At 73.8% G+C, this 13,928-nt stretch carries 13 protein-coding genes; 5 read left to right on the top strand and 8 right to left on the bottom strand.

The window, feature by feature from the left end; genetic code table 11:
- The first annotated feature begins 19 nt into the window (after nt 1–19).
- Complete coding sequence (locus AC067U_RS26010; protein ID WP_478832182.1) at nt 20–628, top strand: TetR/AcrR family transcriptional regulator; 609 nt, start codon at nt 20–22, stop codon at nt 626–628.
- A 39-nt stretch (nt 629–667) separates the two neighbouring features.
- Here the strand turns inward: AC067U_RS26010 and AC067U_RS26005 are convergent, their stop codons facing one another.
- A complete protein-coding gene (locus tag AC067U_RS26005) occupies nt 668–1,414 on the bottom strand; it encodes a hypothetical protein (protein ID WP_478832181.1) in 747 nt (248 codons plus the stop codon).
- Nucleotides 1,415–1,691: 277 nt separating this feature from the next.
- On the opposite strand from AC067U_RS26005, the gene AC067U_RS26000 reads away from it, so the two are divergent.
- Complete coding sequence (locus tag AC067U_RS26000) at nt 1,692–2,282, top strand: TIGR03086 family metal-binding protein (RefSeq protein WP_478832180.1); 591 nt, start codon at nt 1,692–1,694, stop codon at nt 2,280–2,282.
- Between the two features lie 86 nt (nt 2,283–2,368).
- Here AC067U_RS26000 and AC067U_RS25995 read toward each other — a convergent pair whose 3' ends face one another.
- Nucleotides 2,369–3,451 (bottom strand): magnesium and cobalt transport protein CorA, encoded by a 1,083-nt coding sequence (locus tag AC067U_RS25995; protein WP_478832405.1) that lies wholly within the window; start codon nt 3,449–3,451, stop codon nt 2,369–2,371.
- 326 nt (nt 3,452–3,777) lie between these two features.
- Complete coding sequence (locus AC067U_RS25990) at nt 3,778–3,981, bottom strand: cold-shock protein (protein WP_478832179.1); 204 nt, start codon at nt 3,979–3,981, stop codon at nt 3,778–3,780.
- Nucleotides 3,982–4,554: 573 nt separating this feature from the next.
- Here AC067U_RS25990 and AC067U_RS25985 point away from each other — a divergent pair.
- Nucleotides 4,555–5,631: a polyprenyl synthetase family protein gene (locus tag AC067U_RS25985; RefSeq protein ID WP_478832178.1), complete on the top strand. Its 1,077-nt coding sequence runs from the start codon at nt 4,555–4,557 to the stop codon at nt 5,629–5,631.
- 131 nt (nt 5,632–5,762) lie between these two features.
- The gene (locus tag AC067U_RS25980; RefSeq protein ID WP_478832177.1) at nt 5,763–6,170 is read left to right on the top strand and encodes a VOC family protein; all 408 of its coding nucleotides are present in this window, start codon (nt 5,763–5,765) and stop codon (nt 6,168–6,170) included.
- A gap of 57 nt (nt 6,171–6,227) precedes the next feature.
- On the opposite strand, the gene AC067U_RS25975 is transcribed toward AC067U_RS25980, so the two are convergent.
- Together AC067U_RS25975 and AC067U_RS25970 are read right to left on the bottom strand one after the other, a co-directional pair.
- Entirely contained in the window at nt 6,228–6,980 is a 753-nt protein-coding gene (locus AC067U_RS25975; protein ID WP_478832176.1) for a WD40 repeat domain-containing protein, read from the bottom strand.
- Entirely contained in the window at nt 6,917–9,757 is a 2,841-nt protein-coding gene (locus AC067U_RS25970) for an NB-ARC domain-containing protein (RefSeq protein ID WP_478832175.1), read from the bottom strand. The genes AC067U_RS25975 and AC067U_RS25970 overlap by 64 nt, the downstream gene beginning before the upstream one ends.
- 233 nt (nt 9,758–9,990) lie before the next feature.
- Between AC067U_RS25970 and AC067U_RS25965 the strand changes: the two genes are divergently transcribed.
- Nucleotides 9,991–10,461 (top strand): hypothetical protein, encoded by a 471-nt coding sequence (locus AC067U_RS25965; protein WP_478832174.1) that lies wholly within the window; start codon nt 9,991–9,993, stop codon nt 10,459–10,461.
- Between the two features lie 50 nt (nt 10,462–10,511).
- Here the strand turns inward: AC067U_RS25965 and AC067U_RS25960 are convergent, their stop codons facing one another.
- From AC067U_RS25960 to AC067U_RS25950, 3 genes are all read right to left on the bottom strand, one after another.
- Nucleotides 10,512–11,117 (bottom strand): hypothetical protein, encoded by a 606-nt coding sequence (locus tag AC067U_RS25960; RefSeq protein ID WP_478832173.1) that lies wholly within the window; start codon nt 11,115–11,117, stop codon nt 10,512–10,514.
- 188 nt (nt 11,118–11,305) lie between these two features.
- Nucleotides 11,306–11,851: an EF-hand domain-containing protein gene (locus AC067U_RS25955; RefSeq protein WP_478832172.1), complete on the bottom strand. Its 546-nt coding sequence runs from the start codon at nt 11,849–11,851 to the stop codon at nt 11,306–11,308.
- Between the two features lie 247 nt (nt 11,852–12,098).
- Nucleotides 12,099–13,508, bottom strand: coding sequence for an alpha/beta hydrolase (locus AC067U_RS25950; RefSeq protein ID WP_478832171.1), 1,410 nt, complete (start codon nt 13,506–13,508; stop codon nt 12,099–12,101).
- Nucleotides 13,509–13,928 lie beyond the last annotated feature (420 nt).

Here is a 13,928-nt window from a genome sequence, read left to right as displayed (position 1 = left end):
CCGAGGAGAGCCGCACCCCATGACGCCGACCAGTTCGCGCCGCTCCAAGATCACACCGGAGCGGGAGCAGGAGTTCTTCCAGGCGGTCCTGGACGAGCTGCGCGAACACGGCTACGACGCCCTGACCATGGAACGCGTCGCGGCCCGGGCGAGCTGCGGCAAGTCCACGCTCTACCGGCAGTGGCAGACCAAGCCCCGACTCGTGGCCGCCGCGCTGCGCGCGAACCGCCAGGGCGCCGTGGCCGCGGTGGACACCGGATCGCTCGCCGGCGACCTGCGCGAAACGGCCCGGACCGCGGCCTTCACCTCGGGCCGCGACACGCGGCTCACCCAGGCCCTGGGGCACGCCGTGCTCTGCGACGAGGAACTCCAGTCGGCCCTGCGCGAAGCGCTCGTCGAGCCGGAGCTGGCCGCCTACGACGCGATGATCGAACGGGCGGTGGAGCGGGGCGAGATCAGCGCGGACCATCCCGCCGTGGAATTCCTGCCGGCCCAGCTGATGGGCGTGCTGCGCATCCGGCCGCTCCTGGAAGGCCGCTACGCCGACGCCGAGTACCTGGTCCGGTTCGTCGACACGGCCCTGCTGCCGGCCCTCGGCCTGGGCGCTCCGCCGCCCCGGCACCCCTGAGCCGGACCACGGCCGCCTCCGCGGCGCACGGGGCCGCGGTCACGGCCGGCCGTGACCGGCCGTGCGCGGGACCACCCACAAGGCCTCGCCGACGGCGCAGAGTTCACCGTCGGCGGTGGCCACGGCCGTGCCGACGCCGTACTTCCGTTCCGCCGAGGACAGCATCCAGGAGTAGGAGACGAGCCGCTCGCCGGCCCGGACGGGCCGCACCAGCAGGGCGCCGAGCGCGGCCGTGACCGCGCCGGCCGGGCGGCCGTCGAGCAGTCGGCCGGCGGCGTTGCCGGGGCAGTCCAGGGCGCCCCACACCAGCTCGGGCGGCAGCAGCCCGTCCCGGCCCGCGAGTTCGGGCCCCGGGCTCCAGGCGGTGGCGACCAGCGGCCGTCCCGGCACCGGTCCGCAGTGCTGGCGCAGCCCGGTCGCGGGGGTGCGGCCCAGGCCGCACCCGAAGCAGTCGGTCTGTCCGTCCGGCGGGGCCGCCCGGTACGCCTCGGCGGCCGCTTCGGCCTCGGCCCAGGACGGTGCCCCCGGAACGTCCGCCGGGGCCGGGGCGGAATCGACGGGCACGGCGACGGCCAGCAGCGTCTCGTCGGCGGTCAGGGCGCAGCCGCCGTCGGGGGTCGCGGCGAGCCGCACCGGCAGCCCGGTCGGCACGGGGCGCCGGAAGTCCACCCGTACGTGTTTCGCGGCGGCCCACCCGGCCAGAACGCCTGCCACGTATCCGCCGAAGGCCACCCCGGGGTATCCGTGGAGGCGTTCGGGGATCGTGATCATCTCGGTGTCGGTCATGCCCGCCACCCCATCACACGAAGGGCGCGACGGGGACCCCGGCCGTGCGGCGTCCCGGCCGGCGCGGCCCGGGCGGCGGCTTCCGGCGCAGGGTGGGCGGCCGTCAGGCCAGGTCACGAACGCCAGGCCGCATCACGACCGCCGGTCGGCTCGGACGGGCGGGGGCCGGTCCCGCCGCAGGCCGGTGCGGAAGCCCGCGGGCCGGGCGCGTGTCCGACGGGCCCGCGCCGCGCCGCCGGTCTACCCTCGGACCCGTTCGTCCCGGAGGGAGCGGCAGATGACCGATACGACGACGTTCGACCTCGGACCGCAAGCCCGCATCGTGGCCCGCCTCGTCACCGGCGTCCCGGACGCCAGCCTCGGCGAGCGGACCCCCTGCCCGGAGTACACGGTCGGGGACCTGCTGGGCCACCTCGCGGGTCTGTCCGCCGCCTTCCGCGACGCGGCCCGCAAGGACCTGGGCCCCACGACCGACACGCCCCCCGGCGATGCCCCGCTCCGGCTGCCCGCCGACTGGCGCGAGGAACTGCCGCGGACCCTCGCCGAACTGGCCCTGGCGTGGCGGGACCCGGCCGCCTGGACCGGTATGACCCGTGCCGGCAGCGTGGACCTCCCCGGCGACGTCGCGGCGCTCGTGGCCGCCGACGAGCTGGTCATCCACGGCTGGGACCTGGCCCGGGCCACCGGCCAGCAGTACGTGCCGGACCGGGCCGCGCTGCAGGCCTGCCACGCCTTCCTGCTCGCGGCCGCCCAGGAGGGCGACCGTGGCGGGGGCATCTTCGGACCCGTCGTGCCCGTACCGGACGAGGCCCCGCTGCTGGACCGCGCGGTCGGGTTGAGCGGGCGCGATCCGGGCTGGAAGCCGTAGACGCGTCCACGAGGAAGGCCGGCCGCCGTCCGCCCGGAGCGGTCACGGGCCCGCCCGGCCAGGCGGCCCGCCCCCGCCCGGGCCGCTCAGAGCCAGCCGTTGCGGCGGAAGCCGCGGTGAATGACGAGACACGCGACGGCGATGACGCCCAGAACGGCGGGGTACCCGTACGTCCAGCGCAGTTCCGGCATGTGCTCGAAGTTCATGCCGTAGACCCCGCACACCATGGTCGGCACCGCGACGATCGCCGCCCAGGCGGTGATCTTCCGCATGTCCTCGTTCTGGGCCACGGTCACCTGCGCGAGATGGGCCTGCAGGATCGAGTCGAGCAGCGCGTCGTAGGAGCCGATCTGCTCGGTCACCCGGCTCAGGTGGTCGGCCACGTCACGGAAGTACGGGCGGATGTCCTGCCCGACGGCGGGCATCGGCTGGGCGGCGAGCTGCTGCAGCGGCCGGTCCAGCGGCGCCGCGGCCCGCTTGAGCTCCAGCAGCTCCCGCTTGAGCTGGTAGATCCGGCCGGCGTCGCCCTGCCCGGCATGAGCGCTGAAGACGGCGCTCTCCACGGCGTCGAGGTCCGTCTGCACGGCGTCGGTCACGGCCACGTAGTCATCGACCACATGGTCCGCTATGGCGTGCAGCACCGCGGCAGGCCCCTTGGCGAGCTGCTCCGGCGCGGCTTCGAGCACCTCGCGCAGCGGCCCGAGGGAGCCGTGGCCGCCGTGCCGGATGGTGATGACGAAGTCGGCGCCGACGAATGCCATGAGCTCGCCGGTGTCCACCACCTCACTGGTGGCGGTCAGCTCCGCGTGCTCGACGTAGCGCACCGTCTTGAACACGGCGAACAGCGTGTCACCGTACCGCTCCACCTTCGGCCGCTGATGCGCGTGCACCGCGTCCTCGATCGCGAGCGGATGCAGGCCGAACAATTCCGCGAGCCCGGCGAACTCCTTCTCGTCCGGCTCGTGCAGCCCGATCCACACGAAACCGGACCCGGCCCGGCGGACCCTCCGCAACGCCTCCCCGGCCTCCGCACAGCCGTCCTGGCGTTCGCCGTCCAGGTAGACGACACAGTTCACCACGGCACTGCCCAGCGGTGACCGGGCCGGGTGGCTGAGATCCACGGCACGCCGGTAGTTGCGGCGGACCGCCTGGCGGATGGTGCTGAACACGGACACGGCGACTCCCTCGGGCAGATCGTCGGACAGTCTCGCACCTCCGCCGAACGGATCCTTCCGGTCGGTGGCGTACGCCCACGCCCATGCCCACGCCCGCACTCGCGCCCGCCCGCGGCGGGCAGGAGGCCGGGGCCGAGGTCCGGCCGCCGCCGGTGCGCGCTCGCCTCCCCGGTCCGGTCTCGGAAAGGGACCTCGTCCGTCGGGCACCTGTGACACAGGGTGGTCGGACATGCCCGTGCCGTGGTGGGGGGAGGCGGGGGTGCGGACACGCCGACGGGGCGCGCCGCGCGGCGCGCCCCGTCGGAGGGTGAAGCCTGAGGTCAGGCGGAGACGATGTTCTCCGCCTGCGGGCCCTTCTGGCCGGCCGTGACGTCGAAGTTCACGCGCTGGCCTTCCTGGAGCTCACGGAAACCGTTGGAGACGATGTTCGAGTAGTGAGCGAAGACGTCGGGGCCGCCGCCGTCCTGCTGGATGAAACCGAAGCCCTTTTCGGCGTTGAACCACTTCACGGTACCGCTGGCCATGTTGTTCTCCTTCTGGGAGGTGCTGGGGTCACGCACGGTGCGCGATCCCGTCGCTGAAATGACCCATCCGGAGATTCCGGAAAACAAAAATGCGCCCATCGCATAGCGCCGGGCGCACTGAGATTCCATGGGTACCACAACTGCAACTCGACCGAGGCTAGCACGGTTCTCGGAGAACGCGGCCGGATCCTTGGGTGAACCGCCGTGATCAGGCCGTGGCTACGTGGCTTCGCGACTCCGTGACTCCGGGCCCTAAGGCGTGTCCGGACGGGCGGGGGCCGGCCGGTCTCGATCCCCCGGGTCGCCCTGGCCAGTTCCACGGCAAGCACGCAGGCTCAGACCGGGGGCCGCCCCGCGCAGCGCCTTGACGGCGGTGACCGAGTCCGGCCCGTCACACCGGCCTCGTCGAGGCGTGAGTTGAGCGACTTCAGAGGTTCGGGACCGCCGGACCGGTCCGGCGGTCCCGGTGCGTCCGCCGAGCGCCGGAGCACCGCGGGCGGTGGTGTTGAATGGGGCTCGCGGCGCGGGCCGCCTGCCGCCCCGCTCCACTGCACCGTGTTCCAGGGGGGAGCAATGACTACGGACGCCTCGGTTGGCGTGCACGCACGGCTGGCCGGCCACCGGGACCGCTTCAACGCGCTGTTCGCCGACTACTTCGACACGGTGGCGCAGCAACTGCCGCCCCGCAGCCGGTTCGTGCCCGAGGCCCTGGAGCTCGTACGCGACATGTCGCTGCGCGGCGGGAAGCGCCTGCGGGTCGCGCTGCTGCACGAGGCGGCGCGACTGGTGACCCCCGATCCCGTCGCGGGACTGGACGAAGCCGCACTGAGCATCGAGTTGCTCCAGACGCACGGGCTCGTCCACGACGACATCATCGACGACTCCCCGCTGCGCCGCGGAGCGCCCTCGGTGTACCACGCCTACCTCGGCCGGTTCCCCGAGCGCCCGCAGACGGCCCTGGGGCTGGCGGTTCTCGCCGGGGACCTGGCGGCGTTCCTGTCCGTGCAGGTGCTGCTCACCGCACCCGTACCCGTCGGCCTGCGCCAGGCGATGGCGGCCGTACAGGTGACGGCCGGGGCGGACACGGTTCTCGGGCAGGTCCTGGACCTGGAACGCGACTTCGGCCCGGCCCCCGGCCGCGAGGCACTGGACATCGTGTCCGACTACAAGAGCGCCCGCTACTCGGTCCTGGCCCCGCTCCAGCTGGGCCTGCTCGCCGCGGGCGAGGACCCGGCCGCCCACCACCACGAGCTCGCCCGCTACGCCCGCCTGGTCGGAGTGAGCGGACAGACGCGTGACGACTACCTGGACCTCTTCGCGGACGAGGCAACGACCGGCAAGGAGGCCGGATCCGACCTGCGCGAGGGCCGCCGCAGCTACGCGGTGTGCGCGGTCCTGGAAGCGACGACCGGCGGGGAACGCGCGCTGGTGGAGTCCGCGCTCGCCGCACCCGGCTGCACCCCGGAAACGGTCGGGCGGATCCAGGACATCGCCCGGCGCCACGGCGTGGACGAACTGCTGCGCGGCGACATCCGGCGCAGCGCCGAGGAGGCCGCCGCGGTCGCGGCGGGCTGGCGGCCGAGGTGGCGGGCCGAAGCCGTCGAGTTCTTCCGCCAACTCCCCTTGTGGGCCGCGCACCAAGTCCTGTGACCGGCCGGTGGGCGCGGGCGAAGGGGTGAACCCTTGACGGGCGCCCTCGCCGGTGTGCACATGAGCGGGTCCGGCGGGGTCTGCGCCCGTAGGATGCCCACACCGATGACCGGTGACAAATGGAGCGATCAGTGAGTTCTCGCCTCAACCCGTACATCAGTTTCGCCGGGGACGCGCGCCAGGCCCTGGAGTTCTACCGGAGCGCCCTGGGCGGCACGCTGGTGCTCAACACCTACGAGCAGTACGGCGGGCCCGGCCCGGAGTACAACGACAAGATCATGCACGGCATGCTGGAGACCGACAGCGGGTTCACCCTCATGGCGGCCGACACACCGCCGGGCATGGACCACCGGCCCGGCAACAACATGTCGGTCAGCCTGAGCGGCGACGACGCGGACGCGCTGCGCGGCTACTGGGACAAGCTGTCCGCCGGCGGGACCGTGGCCGTCCCCCTGGAGAAGCAGATGTGGGGCGACGTCTTCGGCATGTGCGTCGACAGGTTCGGCATCACCTGGATGGTCAACATCACCGAGGCGTGAACCGGGAGTCCGGTGCGGTACCTCGAAGGGGATCGGCGTAGAAGCCGATCCCGGCCGCTACCGGTGGAAGTCGTAGAGGTGCAGGCCCTGCGGCCCGCCCACCGCCAGCCGCGTTCCGTCCGGATGCCACGCGCAACAGCCCATCGCGCCGTCGTTCCGGGCGACTGCCACCACCCGCCCGCCCCGCAGGTCCCACACGCGGGCCGTGCCGTCGACGGAGGTCGACGCCAGGAAGCGGCCGCCCGGCGCGAAGTCGACCCCGGTCACCGGGGCCGTGTGCCCGGCCAGCTCGCCCGTACACCGCGCCCCGGCCCACAGCCGGACCGTGCCGTCGTCCCCGCCCGTCGCCAGCAAGCCGTCGTCGTCGCGGGAGTACTGGAGTGCCCGTACGGCTGAGGCGTCGGCCGCCAGGAGCGCCGTACACGCGTGCGTCGCCAGGTCCCACACCCACACCTGCGGGAAGTCGCCGCCGGCGGCGAGCGTCCTGCCGTCGGACGAGAAGGCCACCCCGTGGACGGGGCCCCCGTGGCCGGGCAGTTCGGCGATCCGCTGCCGGCTGTGCGTGTCCCACAGGTCCACCGCCTCAGCACGGCCGGCCGCGAGCACGGCGCCGTCGGGCGAATAGGCAACGCTGAGATATCCGTCGCCCCGCTCCTGCGGGTGGCCCCGTCCCAGGTCCCATCTGACACCGGGAAGGTGATGCGGGCGCCGTTCCATGGCGTCGAGGACCCGCACGGCCCCGCGGCTCACGGTCGCGATGTGGGTTCCGTCCGGGGAGTGGGCCACGGCCCGGCAATCGGCGCTGTCCATGGACCGGGGGTGGGGAGGGTCGTCGGCAGGGCCAGTTTCAGACCCTGCTCGTAGACCACCGCGATCCGCGTCCCATCGGGAGAGTAGGTGACCGCGAGCACCGATGCCGCCACTCGGTCCGGGGCTCCGTCGCGGCGTGCCCGCGCGTGCTCCCACAGGCGCAGGGACGTGTCGGCCCCGCCGGACACGAGGAAGCTGCCGTCCGGGGCGAACACCAGGGCGCGCACCTCGCCCAGGTGGCCGGTCAGCACGGACGGGGCCCGCTGTTCGTGCGGCTGGTACAGGCACACCCTGCGGTCGGCGTGGGCAGCGGCCAGGAGGTCCCCTTCGGGTGACACGGCCAGGGCGCGCACGGGCCGGTGGCGCACGTCGAGGTGCGTCGTACGCGAGGCGCCCGACACCGGGTCCAGCACCGTCACCGACCCGCTGAACAGTCCGCAGGCCAGCCATGTGCCGTCCGGAGCGAACACCAGTGAACACACCGCATCGTGGACCCACGGCGAGGAGGTACGCCGTCCGGTGGCGACGTCCCACAGGTGCACCGTGCTGCCGCTGCCGCCCGCCACCACCGTTCCGTCCGGTGAGATGGCGAGCACCGCCATACCCGACCTGCGCTCCCGCAGGGTGGCCACACGCGTGGCCTTCTCCACGTCCCACACCCTGGCCGCCCTCTTCTCCAAGGTGACCAGCCGGGTTCCGTCGCCGGAGAGTGCCAGGGCTCGGACCGCCGAGCGGTGTGCCTGCCACACCGACAGGCTCCGGCCGTCCTGGACGTCCCAGAAGTGCACGGTTCCGTCGTCGGTGCCGGTGACGAACCAGTCCCCGTGCGGGGACACGGCCAGTCCGCGCACCGGCCCGTCGTGGCAGTCGTACGTCGCCGTGCAGTCGCCGCTGAGCGCATCCCAGCGGCGCACCCGGCCGTCGGCGCTGCTGGTGAAGAGCCGGCTGCTGCCGGGAGCCACGGCCACCACCGTAACTTCGGGAACGCCGGTCAACGTCCGCAGCAGGGCGGGATCGGGAAGGTCGGGAGCCGAGTGGCAGGACAGGTACGGAAGCAGGCCCGAGTCCCCCTCCCTCCGGCATCGGACCGGATCCCGCCAGTGGGGCGATGTCTCCAGGCGGGTGTGCAGCACCTGTGCGAGCAGGCGGGGCCGACCGTCGAAGGGCGACAGGAGGTGGGCGACGGCGGACAGTTCCCGGGCCCGCGCCCGGGCCCGAGGGGTGCCGGCCCGGGCGAGGTCGCTGACAGGACCGCCGGGACCGCGCTGCTGCAGCCGGGCCTCCACCCAGCGCAGATCGCTCGCCAGGGACTCGGCCTCGCCCGCACGGCCCGCGGCGGACAGGTGCCCGACCAGATGATCCGCGAGGTATCCGTCGCCGAGCTGCCAGGGCTGCGGCGCGAGGTCGTACGCCACCTGGACGACCTTCTCGTGGAGGCGGAGCAGGCCGGCCTCCCCGAGCTCCTCGGCCAGATAGTCACGCAGGACGTCGTGCAGGGAGATCCGGCCCCCGTCGTGCGGGTCCAGCGAGATCAGCGACAGGCCGGCGAGCTCCGCACACAGGGCGCGGGACCGGGGCTCGGTCAGCCCGGCACTCGCCTGCCACAGCCGTGCCGCCAGCACGACCGGTACGGCTTCGTCCTCGGCGAAGACCGCGAGCTCGGCCAGGCGTTGCGCGCTCCCCGGCGGCAGCAGGGTGGTGGCCGCCTCGACCGTGGCCCGGACGGCGAGCGCACGGCGGGCCGGGCTGTTGAGGTCGAGCGGATCGCCCGGACCCAGCGTGTCCACGGCGGTGGGCCCGTTGACGCGCAGGGCGCACAGCACCTCGCGTGCCACCCCGGCGGGGTCCGCTCCGGCGGCGATCTGCACTGCCATCAGCCGGTTGACGAGCCGCAGCAGCAGGGCCCACCGGCCGGTGGTGTCGAGGAGCTCGGCCACGGTTCGGGACGGCAGGGAGGGCAGCTGCCAGGTCAGCACCGCCTTGGCCTGCGGGGTGGTCATCTCGTCCACCCGCACGCGGTCGGTGGCGGGCGGCAGGAGCGAGGGCCGGCGTGTGGTGACCAGACGTACGCACGGACGCCCGCCCTGGAGGAACGGGGCGAGCTGCTCCGCCTCCCATACGTCGTCCAGGACGAGCAGCGTACGCGGACGCCGGTCCAGCAGCCGCCCCAGGTGCGCGCCCGCGAGATCCGGGTCGTCGAAGGCGGTTGCGTCGCCCGTGATGAACCGGGTGGCCTCGGCGATCTTCGCGGCGACCGCGGCCCGGCCGCGCACATCACGTCCGATGGTGATGGTGAAGATCCGCCCTCGGAAGTGCCGCCTCACGCGGGGCGCGGCGCACACCACCGAGGCCAGGACCGTCTTCCCGAACCCACCGGCGCCCTCCAGGGCCGTGGTGATGGCCACCGTGCGCGTACGACGGCGGCTGCGCCCGCACACGGCCCGGACCGCCGCCGCCGTCTCGGCCCGGGAAACGACCCAGTCCGGGATATCGGGGGCCGCGGGCAGCGGTGGATCACCCGCGGCCGTGGCCGGCCGCTCCTGACGCCGGGCCGCTGCTGCGGCGGCGAGCGCCCCGGCGACCCCGAGAGCCGCCACCGACCCCCAGGGGTGGCGGCGGAGCACATCGAGGAGTCCCGGCCAACGGGCGCCTTCGGTCGCGGCGTTGACGGCCAGCGACACCAGCACCGCCAGCAGCGAGGCCCCCGCCGCCAGCGCAACCCCTCGTACCGCACTCGGCACGGGTTCCCCCTCGTCCTCGTCGGTCCTCGTCCTCACGGGCCGGGCCACGATAGCCACCGGAACGACCCCGGCGGGGACGGCTCGTTCCGCAGAACACGGTCGCCCCCGGGGGCTGCGCCAGGGCAGACTCGGAACTCCAGCCGATCGAGGGAGTCCTGACGAGTGCGCAGCCCGTCCACCGGCCGCGTACTGACCTCGAAACCGGCCGCGGAGCGGCCGAAGGCCATGACCACCCGTTCCGACCCGCACCCGAGAGGACCCGCCACCCCATGTCCATGTGGCCTTCGATCGTCGCCGTGATCGGCACCCTGGCCGGCGCCCTGACCGCCGGCTTCCTCCAGCACCGCGCCGCCGTCACCGCACGCGCCGAGCAGCGCGCCGACGCCCACCGCCAGGACCGGCTCGGCGCCGTCACCGAGTTCGCGGCCGCCCTGGACGCGCACCGCTCGTCGATGTTCCACCGGGAGAACCTGACCCTGATCGAGGCCGGCACCGAGCACCAGCTGGAGGCCCAGACGAAGTCCCACGACACCCGGACGGCGATCACCGCGCCCCACGTACGCCTCCAGGTCCTGGTCCCCGAGTTGGCGGGCCCCGCCCAGCGGGCCGCCGATGCCACGTACGCCCTGCGCAGGGCCACCGACCGTGCGGAGCTGGACGCCCGGCGCCGGGCGGCCAAGGAAGCGTCCGCGGCCTTCATCACCGCGGCCGCCGCGCTGCTGAACCCCGGCCACCGCTGATCGCGTCCAAGGAGGCGGCCTTCGCCCGGCACCGGCCGGGCCCGGCAGCCTCAGGGGCGCAGACCGGCCCGCCTGAGCGCCGTCCGGGACAGGGCACCGATCGTCTGCTCGTCGCCCCGCCGCCACGCGTCGGCGAGTCCTCCCGGCGGCACCGGGACGGCGGCCAGGTCCTTCACCGGCCCGGTCAGAGCCCGCAGGGCCAGCAGATCGGCGCCGCCGGGAGAGTCGAGCAGCGTACGGATCCGGGCACTTCGCCGGATCCAGCGCACCCGCGGGGGAAGCCAGAGCGCCAGTACCAACCCCACGGAGAGGACGATCAGGGCGAAGGCCGTCAGGTTGGCCACCCGGCCCACCAGGTCCTGCATCGACCGTCCGGCGTCCGAGAGCCCGCTGCCGGCTTCGGCGGCGGACTGCAGCGGCCTCTTCAGGACGCCCCCGATCAGCGGCACGTTCGACGCCGCGTCCCCCGCATCGCCGAGGCCGGACGCGAGGCTGTCGCCCGCCTCCTCCACCCTCCGCCCCGGCTCGGCCAGCTGCATGATCCCGTCGTGGACGGCCAGCGCACACCTCACCGCGAAGGCCACCAGGACCACGGCCGTCAGATCGGCCAGCACCTGCCGGCAACGACGTGCTCGGGTCTGGGCGTAGAGGCGCATCGGCGTGCTCCTGTTCCGGCGGCATCAACGGACGGGACCGGTCGCTCTCCGACCGGTGGGGAACGACAGCCGTGACGACACGTCATGGCCCGTCGCCCGACCGCGGTCACCTTCCCCTCCGGGCATCCGCGCATGCCGGTGAGCCTCCTCCCCGGCAAGCAGCCGGGGTGTCATGGAGCCGAGTCGCCCTAACGGGCCATGCCGAGGAGGTGCGCGCCGGGGGAGTCCGGGCCGGGGTCGGTGTAGAACTCGATGACGGCCTGCTGCCATTCCGCGGCGGTCACCCGGCCGCTGCCGTCGCGGTCGAGCAGCCGGAAGGCGTGTGCGGCCGCATCCGCCGGGATACCCATGGCCTGCTGGGCCCGGACGAACTCGTCCGAGTCGACCTCCCCGTCGCCGTCGGCGTCCACGAGCCTGATGTGGGCCGCGACGGAGGGGCGGACGACCCGGTCGAGCGTGTCGGCGGCGTAGGCGCGTTCCAGGGCGGACACGAAGTCCTGCTCGCTCAGCCGCCCGTCCCTGGGAGTGTCGGCGAGCTCGGTGATCTGCTGCCAGTGGTTGCCGGCCCCGTCGCGGACCGCCCGCGCCCGGTCGGACGTGCCCGGGACGCCCAGGGCGTCGATCAGCCGCTCGGCCCGCGCGGTGAAGTCGGCTTCGGAGACGAAGCCGTCGCCGTCGGTGTCGTGGATGTGGAAGCGGTGCCGGTAGCGGTCGCGGAGGGTGGCGTAGACCATCGGGAGCTCCTGGCTGGGAGAGGGGGCAGTCGGTCGGGAACGGGGCCGGGCTGGGACGGACAGATGCACCTCTCGTCACCATACGCGACGAGTCGTCACGGTCAGTGTCCGACCCGTGCGTGCCTACCCTCCGGGGGGGCGGTGGGCTCGTCCGGCGGACCGGAACGGGAACCCTGGACCGGCAGCACCCGAATCCTGGACCGGCAGCACCCAAATCCTGGACCGGCACCCGAACCGGTCCGAGCCTTCAGGGGAAGGGCTGCTCGTCCGGTCGGCATACGGTCCCGGGGGGCGGCAGCGTGCCGTCGACGAAGTAGCGGCCCTCGTACGCCTTCACACAGCTGCTCGCGTTGTTGAACAGGGCGGTGTGGCCGTACCCGTCGTGCGTGAGCAGGCGGGCGTCGGCCAGTTCCCGCGCCATGGCCTCGGCGTCCGCGTAGGACGTGGAGGGGTCGTACCGGGTGCCGACCACCAGCACGGGGCGCGCGGTGGGCTTGTTCCACGGACCGGTGTACCCGTCGGCGGCCCGGGCCGACCAGCCGGCGCACGGCTCCCCGGACCAGGTCCAGTAGCGGCCCGCGTCGGCCGCCCGCGCGGCACTGGCCTCCGCCAGGCGGTGGTAGGCGCCGGGATCACGGGGGTTGGGGCTGTCACCGCACCACACGGCCTCCGCCTGCTCCTCGCCGAGGTACGGGTCGGGGTGCGCGACGGGGGGCGGGGGCGGGGACACGGGCGCCTTCGGGACCCGGCCATGCCACAGGTCCTGGAGGCGGCGGGCGAGGTACGCCCAGCCCGGGTCGACGATGTAGAGGCCGCTCACCGTGTCGGCGACCGTCCTGGCGTACGTCCACGTGCCCACCGGCCGTTCTCTGAGGCGCTGCATCAGCCGGTCGAACTTCGCGCGGGTCGCCTTCGGGCTGCCCGCCGAGAAGGCACAGCGGTCCGCGCCGGCGGACCCGCACAGGTCGAGGAACCGGTCCAGGGTGGCGGCGGCGCTGCGGTCGGAGCCCATGCGCAGGAAGGTGGTGGTCCGGGCGTCCGGCCGGCCGCCGTTCGTCCACGCGGAGGGCGCGATGTTGCTGTCCAGGACCATGGCGCGGACCTTGTCGGGGAACATGTTGGCGTAGGTGGCGCCGAGGATCGTGCCGTAGGAGACGCCGAAGTAGTCGAGCCGCGGTTCGCCCACGGCCTGCCGGAGCAGATCGAGGTCGCGGGCCGTGTCCGCGGTGGACACGTGGTGCAGGAGGTCGGCGTCGCGCTTCTCGCAGAGCCGTCCGAGCTCCTCGTAGGCGTTGATCCAGGCGGTGCGCTCCTGCTCCCCGACGGGGAAGCCGACGGGTTTGGACCGTCCCCACGCCTCGGCGTCCCGGGTGCTCTCGAAGCAGTTCACCGCCGCGCTGTTGCCGATGCCGCGGGGATCCCAGCTGACGATGTCGAACCGCTCCCGCAGTTCCTTGGGGAAGGCGTCGTAGAACTGCGGGACCTGCACGGTCCCTGGGCCGCCGGGCCCGCCGGGGTTCACGAAGACGGTTCCGATGCGTCGCGCGCCGTCGGTCGCCTTCCTGCGGACCACGGCCAGGTCGATGGTCCGGCCGGCGGGGGCCGCGTGGTCGAGGGGGACGCGGGCGGTGGCGCACTCGTACGGGCTGCCCTTCACTGCGCCACCTCGGGCCCCGCGAGGCCTTCGATTCGGCGGCCGGAGTGGCCCGGGACACACATCGATGGGGGTACGGCCGGCTACGGAAGGTGAGAATCGGGGCCCCGTCCGGTGAGGCGTCCCACAGGACCCAGGTCACATACGACCCGGGACCGTAGCCCCGACGGGCGCCCTTCCGCCGCATGACCGGGCCCGCCCGCCCCGCGGCCGGACCGTCCCGTCCCTTCCACTACCTCCGCTCGTAGACGGGGGTCGTTGCCAGCCCGCCGGGGGCCTGGCTAACTGGTTCTCGTCGCCACGGCGGCCGGGCCGACCGCCCGCCGCTGACGAACCCCTCTCCTCCGCGTGAGTGGCTCACGCATGCCCCAGGCATGCAAGCGACCGCCCTTGTCCCCTTCGGAAGGCTCTACGTGTCCGTCT

The sequence above is a fragment of the Streptomyces sp. NPDC043853 genome, assembly GCF_056436025.1.
Note: the sequence above shows the minus strand (reverse complement) of the source record. Positions and strands in the feature narration are given on the sequence as shown.

Excerpts from the sequence above, each read along its gene's own strand:
- AC067U_RS25990 (WP_478832179.1), bottom strand. The coding sequence starts at position 3,981 with ATGGCCAGCGGTACCGTGAAGTGGTTCAACGCCGAAAAGGGCTTCGGT.
- AC067U_RS26005 (WP_478832181.1), bottom strand. The coding sequence starts at position 1,414 with ATGACCGACACCGAGATGATCACGATCCCCGAACGCCTCCACGGATAC.
- AC067U_RS25975 (WP_478832176.1), bottom strand. The coding sequence starts at position 6,980 with ATGGACAGCGCCGATTGCCGGGCCGTGGCCCACTCCCCGGACGGAACC.
- AC067U_RS25985 (WP_478832178.1), top strand. The coding sequence starts at position 4,555 with ATGACTACGGACGCCTCGGTTGGCGTGCACGCACGGCTGGCCGGCCAC.
- AC067U_RS26000 (WP_478832180.1), top strand. The coding sequence starts at position 1,692 with ATGACCGATACGACGACGTTCGACCTCGGACCGCAAGCCCGCATCGTG.
- AC067U_RS25965 (WP_478832174.1), top strand. The coding sequence starts at position 9,991 with ATGTCCATGTGGCCTTCGATCGTCGCCGTGATCGGCACCCTGGCCGGC.
- AC067U_RS26010 (WP_478832182.1), top strand. The coding sequence starts at position 20 with ATGACGCCGACCAGTTCGCGCCGCTCCAAGATCACACCGGAGCGGGAG.
- AC067U_RS25955 (WP_478832172.1), bottom strand. The coding sequence starts at position 11,851 with ATGGTCTACGCCACCCTCCGCGACCGCTACCGGCACCGCTTCCACATC.
- AC067U_RS25960 (WP_478832173.1), bottom strand. The coding sequence starts at position 11,117 with ATGCGCCTCTACGCCCAGACCCGAGCACGTCGTTGCCGGCAGGTGCTG.